This is a genomic window from Pseudomonas sp. S2_F07, assembly GCF_054668325.1.
In genome coordinates this window covers 3,047,914-3,061,089 of record NZ_CP162758.1, presented here as the reverse complement: position 1 = coordinate 3,061,089, position 13,176 = coordinate 3,047,914, and the positions used below count along the sequence as shown (strand labels likewise).

Sequence of the window (13,176 nt, the reverse complement as noted above, 5' to 3'; positions counted from 1 at the left end):
AACTGCGCGGCATTGCATCTTGTTTTGCACACTTGTTTTGAACAACCCGCGCTGAATTTTCCTACGGTACTCCCATGACTTTCGCCACCCTTGGCCTGATCGAACCCTTGCTGCGCTCCCTCGAGACGCTCGGCTACCAGACACCGACGCCGGTTCAGGCGCAAGCCATTCCGGCAGTGCTGGCCGGTCGCGATCTGATGGCCGCCGCCCAGACCGGCACCGGCAAGACCGCCGGTTTCGCCCTGCCGCTGTTGCAACTGCTGGCCATGGAAGGGCCGAAAGTCACCGCCAACTCGGTTCGCGCGCTGATCCTGGTACCGACCCGCGAGCTGGCCGAGCAGGTTCACGAAGCCGTGCGCCAGTACGCCGAAAACCTGCCGCTGCGCACCTACGCGGTATACGGCGGCGTCAGCATCAACCCACAGATGATGAAACTGCGCAGCGGTGTTGACCTGTTGGTGGCGACCCCGGGCCGCTTGCTCGACCTGTTCCGCCAGAACGCACTGAAGTTCAACCAGCTGCAGACCCTGGTGCTGGACGAAGCCGACCGCATGCTCGACCTGGGCTTTTCCGAGGAGTTGGCGAACATTTACCGCGCTCTTCCAAAGAAACGTCAGACGCTGCTGTTCTCCGCGACCTTCTCCGACGACATCCGCCTGCTGGCCGGGCAAATGCTCAACGATCCGCTGACCATCGAGGTCAGCCCGCGCAACGTTGCGGCCAATACGGTCAAGCAATGGATCGTGACGGTGGACAAGAAGCGCAAGCCGGAACTGTTCGTGCACCTGATGCGCAAGGGCAAGTGGAAGCAGGTGCTGGTGTTCGCCAAGACCCGCAACGGCGTGGATGCGCTGGTGGATAAACTCCAGGGCCTGGGCATCAACGCAGACGGCATCCACGGCGACAAACCCCAGGCGACTCGTCAGCGCGCACTGGATCGTTTCAAGGCCAGTGAAGTGCAGATCCTGGTCGCTACCGACGTGGCGGCCCGTGGCCTGGACATCGAAGACCTGCCGTTGGTGGTCAACTTCGATTTGCCGATTGTCGCTGAGGACTACATCCACCGTATCGGTCGTACCGGCCGCGCGGGCTCGACCGGCGAGGCGATTTCCCTGGTCTGCGCCGATGAAGTGAATCTGCTGTCGGCCATCGAGATGCTGACCCGCCAGACCTTGAAGCGGCAGAACGAGCCGGACTTCGAACCTGAACACCGCGTGCCGGACACCGATGCCAGTGGCCAGGTCGTCAAAAAGCCGAAAAAACCGAAGAAGCCCAAGGCTTCCGGTGGTGGCGGTGGTAAACGCAATCTGGGGCGGTGGGTTGATAGCGGAGAGGTTGCGCCGGCGGAACCTTCGATCAAGCCTGTGCGCAAAGTGCCGGTGTTCAATACCGGGCCCCGCAAGCGTAAGCCTTGATTTACCTCTGCGTCTGTTAGGCCGCCTTCGCGAGCAAGCCCGCTCCCACACTGGATCTGTGTTGTTCACAAATCCCCTGTGGGAGCGGGCTTGCTCGCGAAGGGCGCGCCTCGGTCTTCAGCCCTTGCGCTGCAACCATTCCACCATCCCCAACCCCGCCGCTCGCCCGCTGGCGAAACACGCGGTCAGCAGATAGCCGCCGGTCGGCGCTTCCCAATCGAGCATTTCCCCGGCGCAAAACACGCCAGGCAGTTGCTTGAGCATCAATCGCTCATCCATCGACTCGAACAACACACCGCCAGCACTGCTGATGGCCTCATCCAGTGGTCGGGTTTTCACCAGCGTCAGTGGCAATGCCTTGATCGATTTGGCCAGCAAGGCCATGTCGGCAAAGCAATCGGCGCTGGCCAGTTCACGCAATAGCGCCGCTTTTACGCCATCGATGCCCAACTGACTGTGCAAGTGCTTGGCCATGGAACGCGATCCCCGCGGCTTGCTCAACGCCGCTTGAACTTTATCCACAGGCCGGCCGGGCAACAGGTCCAGATGAATGGTTGCCGAGCCGTGCCGGTTGATTGCCTCGCGGATCGGTGCCGACAGGGCGTAGATCAGACTGCCTTCGATTCCGGTGGCGGTAATCACACATTCGCCAAGTCGCGGCACGTCATCGTTAAGGCCGATGGCGATGTTTTTCAGCGGCGCACCGGCGAATTTGCTGACCATCAATTCGCTCCAGGCCTGCACCTCGAAGCCGCAATTGCTCGGTTGCAATGGCGCCAGTCCTACACCCAGTTGCTCCAGTGCCAGCATCCATGCGCCGTCCGAACCCAGGCGCGACCAACTGCCGCCACCGAGGGCGAGCAGGGTGGCATCGGCTTGCACGGTTTTTTCGCCTTCCGGGCTGTCGATGCGCAATCCGCCACGCTCGTCCCAGCCGAGCCAGCGGTGGCGGGTGTGGATAACTACGCCGCTGTCGCGCAGGCGCTTGAGCCAGGCGCGCAGTAGTGGCGCGGCCTTCATGTCGGTGGGGAATACCCGGCCGGAACTGCCGACGAAGGTCTCGATGCCCAGGTCATGAATCCACTGGCACAGCGCTTCGGCGCCGAAGCCACGCAGCAGCGGGGCAATCTGCGGGGCGCGTTCGGCGTAGCGCGAGAGAAACGCCGGGTAGGCTTCGGAGTGCGTGATGTTCATGCCGCCGACGCCGGCCAGCAGGAATTTTCGTCCGACCGAGGGCATGCCGTCGTACAGGTCGACCTTGATCCCGGCCTGGCTCAACACTTCGGCCGCCATCAGACCGGCGGGGCCGCCGCCGATGATGGCGACGTGAGGGGGAAGGGGTGACGAGGATTGGGTCATGGGATGCGCTGCGGTCTGGCGGGATAAGCCGGGCATTCTACCAGCCCGAATCCCTGTGGGAGCGAGCAAGCTCGCTCCCACAGGGATGATCGGTGTATTGGAGGGCTGGTTAAAAAACAACCACCGTTCTGTAGCCTATACGCAGCATGGGCTACAGGCCCTTTCACTCAGGTTATCCACAGGCAGTTCCACAGGCATTGTGGGTAAAGCATCCACAACTCAGTGACAACCTGATGACTGCCAGACGCGCTGCGCGCTGTGATGGAGGATGCCGTGACGGCGGGCCAGGGCCTGGCGGTCCTTGCTGTAGCCGCCGCCGATCACCCCGACCAGCGGAATGTCGCGGCCCAGGCAATGGCGCATCACGCTTTCATCGCGGGCGGCGACGCCTTCGTCTGTCAGCTTCAGATAACCCAGGGCGTCGTCCTTGTGCACATCGACTCCGGCGTCATACAGCACCAGGTCCGGCTGGTAGAGCGGCAACAGGTAGTTGAGTGCATCGTCCACCACCTTCAGGTAGTCGACATCGCCCATGCCGTTGGGCAGCGGAATGTCCCAGTCACTTTCGGCCTTGCGTGTGGGAAAGTTCTTCTCGCAGTGCAGGGAAACGGTCACCGCTTCCGGAGTGTTGTGCAGTATTCGCGCGGTCCCGTCGCCCTGATGCACATCGCAATCGAAGATCAGCACCCGATTCACCCGACCACTTTCCAGCAGGTAATGGCTGATCACCGCCAGGTCATTGAAGATGCAGAACCCGGCCGGGTAGTCGTAGTGCGCATGGTGGGTGCCGCCCGCCAGGTGGCAGGCCAGACCATGCTCCAGCGCCTGCTCGGCTGCCAGCAACGAGCCGCCCACCGCCCGCACCGTACGCCGGGCCAGGGCTTCGTTCCAGGGCAGGCCGAGGCGGCGCTGGTCTTCGCGGGATAATTCGCCACTCATGTAGCGCTCGATGTATGAAGGGTCATGGGCGAGGGCGAGAATCTCTGCGGGACACAGCTCCGGGCGCAACAGGTCGGCATCGCGGGTCAGGCCGCTGTCCACCAGGTGATCGCGCAACAGGCGGAACTTGTCCATGGGGAAGCGGTGATCCGCCGGAAACTCGGGGCTGTAGTCTTCGTGATAAATCAGCGGGAGCGGCATGATGATTTCATTCAGGAATGAGAGAAGAATCCTACCAGCGTTGTAGACTTGCGGCATGCAAACGGAGGGCGGGGAGCAATGGAGCCAATACTGGAACTTGAAAGCGCCCGGCTGCTGTTGCGCCAGTGGCGCGATGAAGATTTACCTGACTTTGCGGCGATGTGTGCCGATCCGCAGGTGATGCGCTATTTCCCGGCAACCTTGAGCCGACTGGAAAGCGCATCATTGATCGGGCGAATCCGTGGTCATTTCGCCGAGCACGGTTATGGTCTCTGGGCTTTGCAGCGCAAGGACTCTGGCCAGTTCATCGGGTTTACCGGGCTTGGCGTAGTCGGTTTCGATGCACCCTTTACCCCGGCCACGGAAATCGGCTGGCGCCTGGCCCGCGAGCACTGGGGGTTGGGTTACGCCAGTGAAGCGGCGTGGACCGCTCTGCGCTGCGGGTTCGACCGCTTGCCGCTGAAAGAGGTCGTGGCCTTCACTACGCAAACCAACCTGCCGTCAGAGAAAGTCATGCAGGCCATCGGCATGCACCATGATCCGGAAAATGACTTCGATCACCCGCGACTCGACGTCGATCATCCGTTGCGTCGGCATGTGCTGTATCGCATCAGCCGGGAGCAATGGCTGCAAACCTTGCATGGATAACCTGGCACGGACGTTTACAATGGCCCCATGGGTAGAGTCCAGAAACTGAATCGAGCGTTGCAGCCAAGGCTGCGCGGCAATGTTTTGCGTGAGGAGCATCTGAATGAGCCAAGTGTTGGATGATCTGGTCGACCTGCTGACCCTGGAACCGATCGAAGAAAACCTGTTCCGTGGCCGTAGCCAGGATCTGGGCTTTCGTCAGCTGTTCGGTGGTCAGGTACTCGGTCAGTCGCTGTCGGCGGCCAGTCAGACGGTGGAAGAGGCGCGCCATGTGCATTCGATGCACGGCTATTTCCTGCGACCGGGCGATGCCGGGTTGCCGGTGGTGTATCAGGTTGACCGGGTGCGTGACGGTGGCAGTTTCAGCACGCGCAGGGTGACGGCGATCCAGAAGGGCCACCCGATCTTCACCTGTAGTGCGTCGTTCCAGTACGACGAAGAAGGCTTCCAGCACCAGTCCGAAATGCCGCAAGTGGTCGGTCCGGAAAACCTGCCATCGGAGCTGGAGATCACCCAGCAGCGCGCGCACCTGATCCCCGAGAAAATGCGCGAAAAATTGCTGTGCCCGAAGCCGATCGAATTTCGCCCGGTGACCGAGAAAGATCCCTACAACCCGCTGCCCTCCGATCCGGTCAAGTACGTCTGGTTCCGCGCCGACGGGGCGTTGGCCGATTCGCCGGCGCTGCATAAATACCTGCTGGCCTATGCCTCGGACTTCGGTCTGCTGGTCACCTCGATGCAGCCCCATGGCAAAACGGTCTGGAACAAGGACATGCAGGTGGCCAGCCTCGATCACGCGTTGTGGTTCCACCAGGATCTGCGTGCCGATGACTGGTTGCTTTACGCAATGGATAGTCCATGGGCCGGCAACTCCCGTGGATTCTCCCGTGGCAGCGTGTTCAACCGTGCCGGACAATTGGTGGCCTCGGTCACCCAGGAAGGCTTGATCCGTCATCGCAAGGATTGGGCATGAGCCTGGCCGACGTGCGTCACTGGGTGTTCGACATGGACGGCACCCTGACCGTGGCCGTGCACGACTTCGCGGCGATTCGCGTGGCATTGGCGATCCCTGCCGAACACGACATCCTGACCCACCTCGCCGCACTGCCGGCCGATGAAGCCGCAGCCAAACATGCGTGGCTGCTGGAGCATGAGCGGGACCTGGCCCTCGGTTCGCAACCGGCACCGGGTGCGGTGGAACTGGTGCGCGAACTGGCCGGGCGCGGTTATCGCCTGGGCATTCTCACGCGCAATGCCCGGGAGCTGGCACATGTCACGCTGGAGGCCATTGGCCTGGCCGACTGCTTTGCGCTGGAGGATGTATTGGGCCGCGATGATGCGCCGCCCAAGCCGCATCCGGGCGGGTTGCTGAAACTGGCCGAAGCTTGGAATGTACCGGCGAGCGAGATGGTGATGGTTGGCGACTACCGCTTCGATCTCGATTGTGGGCGGGCGGCGGGAGCGCGGACTGTATTGGTGAATCTGCCGGATAATCCATGGCCGGAATTGACTGATTGGCATGCGGCGGATTGTGTCGAGTTGCGGCAGATGCTGTTGGCTTGAGTGCTTCGTTGCCTGGTCAACCGCTTTCGCGAGCAAGCCCGCTCCCACAATGATTCTGTGTTGTTCACGATGTCGTGTTCACGCAGATCCAATGTGGGAGCGGGCTTGCTCGCGAAGAGACAGGCCCAGGCACTACAAGAGTCATTGCCCAAACAACGCCTTCTGCCCCTCCGGCGATGTAAACATCCCATCCCCATCATGTCCGACCCCGGGCACTTCAATCAGTTGCTGCTTCAACCCTTGCGGTTGCAACCGCTTCAGATAATCGAAGTAGTAACGCCCGCGGGCCAATCGAGACGGCCCTTGCGCTTTGGCCTCACAACTCTTGTCCAGCGCCGGATGGTTCGGATCGATGTCCTGCTGCCCCAGCAGGTAAACGACTTCACGCTTGAGGTAACTTTCCTGCAACTGCGCGGCGGTTTGTCCTTCGGCGTAGGCCGGTAAATCCGCCAGCCCGTACTTCCAGCGATTGAAATTCGGGCAACCGGCGTGGCTGAACGCTACCGGTCGACGCTCATCGAAATAAGCGTAGGAGGACGGATTGGCGATCACGTAGCGCACCTGCACGCCGGCCGCATCGAGCTCGGATTGCGCGTGGCCGAGCAACGCATAGCGCTGAACCACCTGCGCGCCACCGGAGTGCCCGGCGATGACGATTTGCTTCACATCCGGAAACTGCTGATGGTCGCCCAAGCGGGCGATGATTTCGTCGAGCGCCGCGTAGGAGCTCAGCCGAAACGGTGCCGTGGATTCGCCGCCGGCCATCCATTCATTGCCTTGCCAGCGCAAAACGGTGTCGGCCACCGGATGGACCGCAACGTCAGTTTCATTGAGGAATTGCGGGGCGATCACCAGGGTCGTTGCGCTTTGCCCGGCCAGTTCGGCGGCGTGCTCACCGCTCTGCAGGTAGGTTTGCGCGTTGCGCAAGCGACCATGGAGGATGATCAGCACCCGTTCGATTTTTGCCGGAGCGGGGCTGATGCCCACCGCGATTTCACCTGACTTCAACAGCAGGCGCCCTGAGCTGAGTTCCTTGACCCCAGGCTCGGCGGCCTGGGACGTTGCGCAAGTAAACAGAACAACCAACAACCACTTCTTCATTTACAGATTTTTCGCCGCAAAGGTATCGCACTGGCCAACCTGGCCTTGGGCGAAACCGGTTTTGAACCAGCGCACCCGTTGCGCTGACGTACCGTGGGTGAACGAGTCCGGGACTACACGGCCCTGACCCTGCTGCTGCAAACGATCGTCACCGATGGCGTTCGCGGCGTTCAGTGCTTCTTCGATGTCGCCTGGTTCCAGCCAGTTCAGGCGCTTCTGCGCATTGTTGGCCCAGACGCCGGCCAGGCAATCGGCCTGAAGTTCCTGGCGAACCAGCAAACCACCGTCACCCTCCATCTGCCGGCCTTGCTGGCGTGCGGCCTGAATTTTCGCGGACACCCCGAGCAAGGTCTGCACGTGGTGTCCGACTTCGTGAGCGATCACGTAGGCCTGGGCGAAGTCGCCCGCAGCGGAAAAGCGTTGGGACATTTCCTGGAAGAACGCCATGTCCAGGTAGACCTTCTGGTCGGCCGGGCAATAGAAGGGGCCGGTCGCCGAGGTGGCCAGACCGCAGGCCGAATTCACGCGGTTGCTGAACAACACCAGGGTCGGGTCCTTATATTGGCGGCCGGCCTGCTGGAATATCGCGCCCCAGGTGTCTTCGGTGTCGCCGAGGATCGAGCGCACGAACTCAGCGCTCTCATCATTGGCCGGCGGTGCCTGGCGACTCTGGTTGGTGGCGGGCGCCGATTGCTGCTCCATTTGCCCGGTCAGTTGTCCGAGGATTTGCAACGGATCCTGGCCGGTGATCCAGCCGATGCCGACAATCAAGAGGATCGCCGTCAGGCTCAGGCCCTTGCCACCGCCAAAACGCATGCCGCCGCCACCGCCACCAACATCATCGCCCCGGGCGTCGACCACGTTGTCGCTGCGTCGGCCTTTTTTCCATAGCATGTGCGAATCCTCTTCTGTTCCGGGTAAAGCTCTGTGCGATGAGTGTTGCTGCCAAGTGGGAGGGGCGCCAGTCCGGCCGTCCGTCTTTTTTCCGCGCACAGGTCAATTCCCGGCTACCCGTGAAGGGCTGCCGAGAAGGTTTCAGGCTTGTATTGAACACGGATAACCCATCGAATTCCGTAGGACGATGGTTTTTTATCGTAAGGGCGATCGCCGGTCTTGCGGATTATTCGTCGAACGCATCCCATACCGGCGCAAAGTCGGGGCTGACCTGACGCTCGCGTTTGGACAGGCTGGCGATCAAGGCACGGTCTTCATCATCCAGTCGCACATCCATCGCCGCGAGATTGGCCAATTGATTGGACTCGCTGCTGGCCTTGGGGATCGCGGCCACGTTGGGTTGATCGAGCAGCCATTTGAGCGCGACCTGGGTCGGCAGTACGCCGTGTTTCGCGGCGATCTGCTGGATGGCCGGAATGTCGGATACCTTGTTGCGCGCCAGTGGCGTGTAGGCTGTCAGCGCAAGATCCTGTTGACGGGCGTAGTTGAGCAGGGCGTTTTGTCCGAGCAGCACGTGGTACTCGACCTGGATCGCCGACAGCGGAGCCCCCAGTTCTTCGACGACTTTGCGTAGCAAGTGCAGTGGAAAATTCGCCACGCCAATGTTGCGCGCCAGGCCTTGCTCCCTGAACGACACCAGGGTTTCTATGGTGCGCGGCAAATCCCAATCGGTGGATGGCCAATGGAGCATGAACAGGTCGACGTATTCGCTGCGCAGGGCTTTGAGGCTGCGGTCCATGGAGTGGCGCATGGCGTCGGGTTGCAGTTGGTCCCACCAGACTTTGGTCGTGACGTGGATCTGCTCGCGGGGTGTCGGACTGTTCGTCAGCGCCTGACCGACAGCGTCTTCGTTGTTGTAGGCCGCTGCCGTGTCGATGTGCCGGTAACCCAGAGCCAGAGCCTGCTCCACGGCACGGGTGCATTCCTCGCCGAGCATTGGCCAGGTGCCGAGGCCGAGTTTCGGCATGTTCAAACCCTGTGCGTTAACGATGTGCTGCATGGTCGATCTCCTTTTCATAAGCCGTGACGCCTGCGATGTGGCGCGCGGCGATGTAGCCGAACGTCAGCGCCGGGCCGAGATTGATGCCGCCAGCGGGGTAGTGACCGCCCATGATGCTGGCCATGTCGCCGCCCGCCGCGTACAGGCCGGCGATGGGTTGTGCCGCGCTATCCAGGACCTGGGCATGTTGGTTGACCTTGAGCCCGGCGAAGGTGCCGAAGCAGCCCGTCTGGACTTTCACGGCATAGAAGGGGCCTTGTTCGATCGGCGCGACGCATGGGTTGGGTCGTTGCAGTGCGTCACCCTGCTTGCGGTTGTAAGGCGTGGAACCACGACCGAACTGCGGGTCCTCACCGTTGCGCGCGTGGCGGTTGTAGTCCGACACGGTGCTGCGCAAGCCAACCGGGTCGATGCCGCAGGCTGCAGCCAATTCCTCAAGGGTGTTGCCGGTTTTCAGATAGCCGCTGCGGATGAAGGATGACAGCGGCACCGGAAATGGCCGAGAGATGCCCAGGCCATATCGACGCTGAAAGCCATGGGTGCAGATCAGCCACGACGCCACCTCTTCACCCGGCGGGGCGGCGGCGACCATGGCCGTGACGTAGTCGTAGTAGCCGTTGGCTTCATTGACGAAGCGCTGGCCGTTGCTCAGCACACCGATGATGCCGGGTTTGCCACGCTCGATGATGTGCGGGAAGTGTCCCGTGCTGCCGTCGCTGTGCGGCACTTGCGAAACCGGCGCCCAGGCGACGGCGGACGCCATGTCGCTATTGACCCGGGCACCGGCACTTTCGCCCAGGCGCAGGCCATCGCCGCAAACGCCGAGGGGCGGCAAGGCCAGATGTTCATGCCCGGTCGGTGTGCGGGGGAACAGTGCCTTGCGGCGTTGGATGTCATTGGCGAAACCACCCGCGGCGAGCACCACGGCCTTGCGTGCATGGATGCGCACCGAGCCTTTGGCGGTGATGACCACTGCACCTCGTACCTGATCATTCTCGCGCAGCAATCGGCTCACGGGCGCTGATTCCCAGAGCAACACGCCGAGGTCATCGGCGGATTTCGCCAGGCGTGCCACCAAGGCCACGCCGTTGACCAGCTGCATCGCCCGGCCATGCATGGCGAGATCGAACAGGTGCCGGCTGAAACGCCGCGTAACGTGCCAGGCCGCCGACAGCGAACGGGTCAGGTTGAGGAATGCCGTGAGGTCCGCCCCCGCCATGATCGGCATGCCCATGAACGATGTTTCCCGCATGGTTTTGCGCAGGCGCTTGAGTAGCGCGCCGACTTTTCGTGCGTCGTAAGGGGCGGCGATCACCGAGCGTCCTCCGGTGCCGGCCCCGGGCGTGTCGCCATGAATGTCGGCGATGGCGTTGCCGTCGGCGAACTGCAGCGAGGTGTGCTGCTCGAAGAACGACACCATCCGGGGGCCGGCTTCCAGGAAAGCGTCGATCATCGCCGGATCAAAGCGCTCGCCCAGTTCGTGTTTCAGGTAAGTGCGCGGCAGTTCAACGTCTTCGACAATGCCCGCGCGCCGGGCCAGCGGGTTGCAAGGGACCCAGGCCCAGCCACCGGACCAGGCCGTGGCACCGCCGAACACCGGGTCTTTTTCCACCACTATGACTTTCAGCCCATGCCACGCGGCGGTCACGGCCGTCGACAGTCCCGCCGCACCGGAGCCAACAATCAGCACATCGCAGTCGATGTCGGGAAGAAAGTGCGCTTCGGCAGGCATTGTTTGAGCTCCGGTGTTTTATTGTTTTGGAATCTGGTTCCAGAAAATATAAGAATCGGGTGAGGTCGAACAAGTCTGGAGGGTGTAAAGCGGGCGGTTATCGAACGCTCAGTTCCAGATTTCGCATTCGTGTGGTTGTCTTCTAGAATCGAGCAAATTTTGCGTGGAGGCGACCATGGCTGGCAGTCAGATCGAACGTGTTTTCAGTGTGCTCGAAAGCCTCACCAGCGATCCCCGTGGCCTGCCGATGCAGACCCTGGCGGAGCAACTGGACATCCCCAAGAGCGCGACCCATCGCCTGCTGGCCGAGCTGATCCGCCTCGGTTATGTGCGGCAGAATCCGGATAATTTGCGTTATCACCTTTCGACCAAACTGGTGGCGATGGGCTTCCGTTACCTGTCGAGCAGCGGTGCCGACATTGTGCAGCCGGTGCTTGACCGCCTGGCGCAGGAAACCGGCGAACTGGTGCGCCTGGGCGTGATCGACGGCGAGCGTCAGACCTGGATCGCCAAATCCCAGGGCGCGCGCTCCGGTCTGCGTTACGACCCGGACATGGGGCGTGACGCGCCGTTGTTCTACACCGCCTCGGGGCATGCGTGGCTGGCGTGCATGAGCGATGCCGAAGCCTTGTCGCTGGTGGAGCGGCAGGGCGCGCAGGTGCCGGAACATGTGGGGCCGAACGCGCCGCGCTCGAACATCGAATTGCTCGAACGCCTGCGTCTGGCGCGGGAGCAGGGCTATGCCTGGGTCGAGGAGAGTTCGGCGGTGGGCACTTCGGCGATTGCGGCAGTGGTGCGCCATCCCGCCGATGGGCGGGTGATCGGGGTGCTCAGCATCGCCGGGCCGAGCGCGCGGATGCCGGGAGCGCGGCTGCATGAGCTGGCGCCGTTGTTGCTGGCTTACACCGAGGAGTTGTCGGCGGCGAGTCTGGCGTCGGAGTTGTTCAGCTAAGGCCTGCGCAAATCGACTGTGGGAGCGGCGGTGCGGCGATCCGACTTGCTCGCGAATGCAGTGGGTCATGCGATCTGGATGGCGACTGACACACCGCATTCGCGAGCAAGCCCGCTCCCACATTTTGAACAGTGTTCAGCTTGAGAAGCTGTGCGCTGTTCGAACACTTTCAGGACAGGTCTGTGTAAGAATCTGGAACCAGGTTCTAAATTATTGGAATTCATCGCTCCAATAACACTCACAAGAGGACCGTATCTTGAATTCGCCACTTCGCATCGCCCTGATCGGTGCTGGCAACATGGGCCAGCAGCACTACCAGCATCTGCAATCCCTGACTGAAGCGACGTTGTGCGCCGTGGCGGATCCCGGACCGCAGGCGGCCAGTCTTGCGGCGCAATGGGGCGTAGCCTGTTTCGCCGATCATCGTCAGATGCTGGAGCAGGCGAAGCCAGACGCTGCCGTCGTCGCCAATCCGAACACGCAGCACGTCAGCACGGCCCTCGATTGCCTCGCGGCCGGCGTGCCGGTATTGCTGGAAAAACCGGTGGGCGTGCACCTGGATGAAGCCAGGGAACTGGTGGCTGCCTCGAAGGCCAGTGGTGTTCCGGTACTGGTCGGACATCACCGCCGGCACAATCCGCTGATCGTCCGCGCCCACGAACTTGTCCACAGCGGCGCACTGGGTCGGTTGACCACGGTCACAGCGCTCTGGCAGTTGCGCAAGCCCGACAGCTATTTTGAAACACCCTGGCGCCGCGAGGCCGGTGCGGGGATGTTGTTGACCAACCTGATCCACGACCTCGATCTGCTGCGGCATTTGTGCGGTGAAGTGCGTCAGGTTCAGGCCATCACCAGCAATGCCATTCGCGGGTTTGCCAATGAGGATTGCGCGGCGGTGTTGCTGCAATTCGACAGCGGTGCACTGGGCAGCCTGACCGGCTCCGATGCGGTGGCTTCGCCCTGGAGCTGGGAGCTGGATTCGGGGGAGAACCCGGTGTATCCGCGTCATCCTGATCAACCGTGCTACTTGCTGGCCGGAACGGGTGGGGCGCTGAGCATTCCGCAGCTTAAACGCTGGCACTACAACGAAGTCGACGGCGGCTGGCATCAACCGTTGCTGGCAACCCAGGAAAGCTTCAGTGCCGATGAAGCCCTGCGTTTGCAGTTGCAGCACTTCGTGCGCGTTGCGCGCCGGGAGGTCGAGCCACTGGTGAGTGCCGCCGATGCCGCGCGTACGTTGGCGCTGATCGAAGCCATCCGCGAAGCCGCCGAAACCGGGCGTGCCTGTGCGCCATCGTTGATCGAGGGTTGA

General features: G+C 62.1%; 12 protein-coding genes. 6 read left to right on the top strand and 6 right to left on the bottom strand.

The genetic code is table 11. The features are described from left to right. Positions 1 to 74: 74 nt before the first annotated feature. Positions 75 to 1,415, top strand: coding sequence for a DEAD/DEAH box helicase (locus AB4O40_RS13765; RefSeq protein ID WP_150726987.1), 1,341 nt, complete (start codon positions 75 to 77; stop codon positions 1,413 to 1,415). Positions 1,416 to 1,532: 117 nt separating this feature from the next. Here AB4O40_RS13765 and AB4O40_RS13760 read toward each other — a convergent pair whose 3' ends face one another. Further along, a complete protein-coding gene (locus tag AB4O40_RS13760; RefSeq protein ID WP_056728789.1) occupies positions 1,533 to 2,774 on the bottom strand; it encodes a TIGR03862 family flavoprotein in 1,242 nt (413 codons plus the stop codon). A 219-nt stretch (positions 2,775 to 2,993) separates the two neighbouring features. Next, the gene (locus AB4O40_RS13755) at positions 2,994 to 3,914 is read right to left on the bottom strand and encodes a histone deacetylase family protein (protein WP_056728788.1); all 921 of its coding nucleotides are present in this window, start codon (positions 3,912 to 3,914) and stop codon (positions 2,994 to 2,996) included. Between the two features lie 78 nt (positions 3,915 to 3,992). On the opposite strand from AB4O40_RS13755, the gene AB4O40_RS13750 reads away from it, so the two are divergent. From AB4O40_RS13750 to AB4O40_RS13740, 3 genes are all read left to right on the top strand, one after another. After that, a complete protein-coding gene (locus tag AB4O40_RS13750) occupies positions 3,993 to 4,562 on the top strand; it encodes a GNAT family N-acetyltransferase (protein WP_056728786.1) in 570 nt (189 codons plus the stop codon). A gap of 103 nt (positions 4,563 to 4,665) precedes the next feature. Next, positions 4,666 to 5,535, top strand: coding sequence for an acyl-CoA thioesterase II (tesB, locus tag AB4O40_RS13745; protein WP_056728784.1), 870 nt, complete (start codon positions 4,666 to 4,668; stop codon positions 5,533 to 5,535). Further along, complete coding sequence (locus tag AB4O40_RS13740) at positions 5,532 to 6,125, top strand: HAD family hydrolase (protein ID WP_150755010.1); 594 nt, start codon at positions 5,532 to 5,534, stop codon at positions 6,123 to 6,125. The genes tesB and AB4O40_RS13740 overlap by 4 nt, the downstream gene beginning before the upstream one ends. Before the next feature lie 141 nt (positions 6,126 to 6,266). Here AB4O40_RS13740 and AB4O40_RS13735 read toward each other — a convergent pair whose 3' ends face one another. The 4 genes from AB4O40_RS13735 to AB4O40_RS13720 all read right to left on the bottom strand — a co-directional run bounded on the left by AB4O40_RS13735 (position 6,267) and on the right by AB4O40_RS13720 (position 10,912). Then, the gene (locus tag AB4O40_RS13735) at positions 6,267 to 7,226 is read right to left on the bottom strand and encodes an alpha/beta hydrolase (RefSeq protein WP_056728780.1); all 960 of its coding nucleotides are present in this window, start codon (positions 7,224 to 7,226) and stop codon (positions 6,267 to 6,269) included. Next, positions 7,227 to 8,120 carry a KPN_02809 family neutral zinc metallopeptidase gene (gene ypfJ / locus AB4O40_RS13730; protein WP_056728778.1) on the bottom strand — a complete coding sequence of 298 codons (894 nt, stop codon included), beginning with the start codon at positions 8,118 to 8,120 and terminating at the stop codon, positions 7,227 to 7,229. 226 nt (positions 8,121 to 8,346) lie between these two features. Further along, positions 8,347 to 9,180, bottom strand: a complete 834-nt coding sequence (locus AB4O40_RS13725) for an aldo/keto reductase (RefSeq protein ID WP_056728776.1) — start codon at positions 9,178 to 9,180, stop codon at positions 8,347 to 8,349. Continuing rightward, complete coding sequence (locus tag AB4O40_RS13720; protein WP_460054152.1) at positions 9,164 to 10,912, bottom strand: FAD-dependent oxidoreductase; 1,749 nt, start codon at positions 10,910 to 10,912, stop codon at positions 9,164 to 9,166. Before AB4O40_RS13720 ends, AB4O40_RS13725 begins: the two co-directional genes overlap by 17 nt. 175 nt (positions 10,913 to 11,087) lie before the next feature. Here AB4O40_RS13720 and AB4O40_RS13715 point away from each other — a divergent pair, with 175 nt between their 5' ends. Together AB4O40_RS13715 and AB4O40_RS13710 are read left to right on the top strand one after the other, a co-directional pair. Further along, positions 11,088 to 11,864, top strand: a complete 777-nt coding sequence (locus AB4O40_RS13715) for an IclR family transcriptional regulator (RefSeq protein ID WP_056728773.1) — start codon at positions 11,088 to 11,090, stop codon at positions 11,862 to 11,864. Positions 11,865 to 12,120: 256 nt separating this feature from the next. After that, positions 12,121 to 13,176, top strand: a complete 1,056-nt coding sequence (locus AB4O40_RS13710; RefSeq protein WP_460054155.1) for a Gfo/Idh/MocA family protein — start codon at positions 12,121 to 12,123, stop codon at positions 13,174 to 13,176.

Excerpts from the sequence above, each read along its gene's own strand:
- AB4O40_RS13750 (WP_056728786.1), top strand. The coding sequence starts at position 3,993 with ATGGAGCCAATACTGGAACTTGAAAGCGCCCGGCTGCTGTTGCGCCAG.
- AB4O40_RS13735 (WP_056728780.1), bottom strand. The coding sequence starts at position 7,226 with ATGAAGAAGTGGTTGTTGGTTGTTCTGTTTACTTGCGCAACGTCCCAG.
- ypfJ (WP_056728778.1), bottom strand. The coding sequence starts at position 8,120 with ATGCTATGGAAAAAAGGCCGACGCAGCGACAACGTGGTCGACGCCCGG.
- AB4O40_RS13760 (WP_056728789.1), bottom strand. The coding sequence starts at position 2,774 with ATGACCCAATCCTCGTCACCCCTTCCCCCTCACGTCGCCATCATCGGC.
- AB4O40_RS13740 (WP_150755010.1), top strand. The coding sequence starts at position 5,532 with ATGAGCCTGGCCGACGTGCGTCACTGGGTGTTCGACATGGACGGCACC.
- AB4O40_RS13765 (WP_150726987.1), top strand. The coding sequence starts at position 75 with ATGACTTTCGCCACCCTTGGCCTGATCGAACCCTTGCTGCGCTCCCTC.
- AB4O40_RS13720 (WP_460054152.1), bottom strand. The coding sequence starts at position 10,912 with ATGCCTGCCGAAGCGCACTTTCTTCCCGACATCGACTGCGATGTGCTG.
- AB4O40_RS13715 (WP_056728773.1), top strand. The coding sequence starts at position 11,088 with ATGGCTGGCAGTCAGATCGAACGTGTTTTCAGTGTGCTCGAAAGCCTC.
- tesB (WP_056728784.1), top strand. The coding sequence starts at position 4,666 with ATGAGCCAAGTGTTGGATGATCTGGTCGACCTGCTGACCCTGGAACCG.
- AB4O40_RS13725 (WP_056728776.1), bottom strand. The coding sequence starts at position 9,180 with ATGCAGCACATCGTTAACGCACAGGGTTTGAACATGCCGAAACTCGGC.
- AB4O40_RS13755 (WP_056728788.1), bottom strand. The coding sequence starts at position 3,914 with ATGCCGCTCCCGCTGATTTATCACGAAGACTACAGCCCCGAGTTTCCG.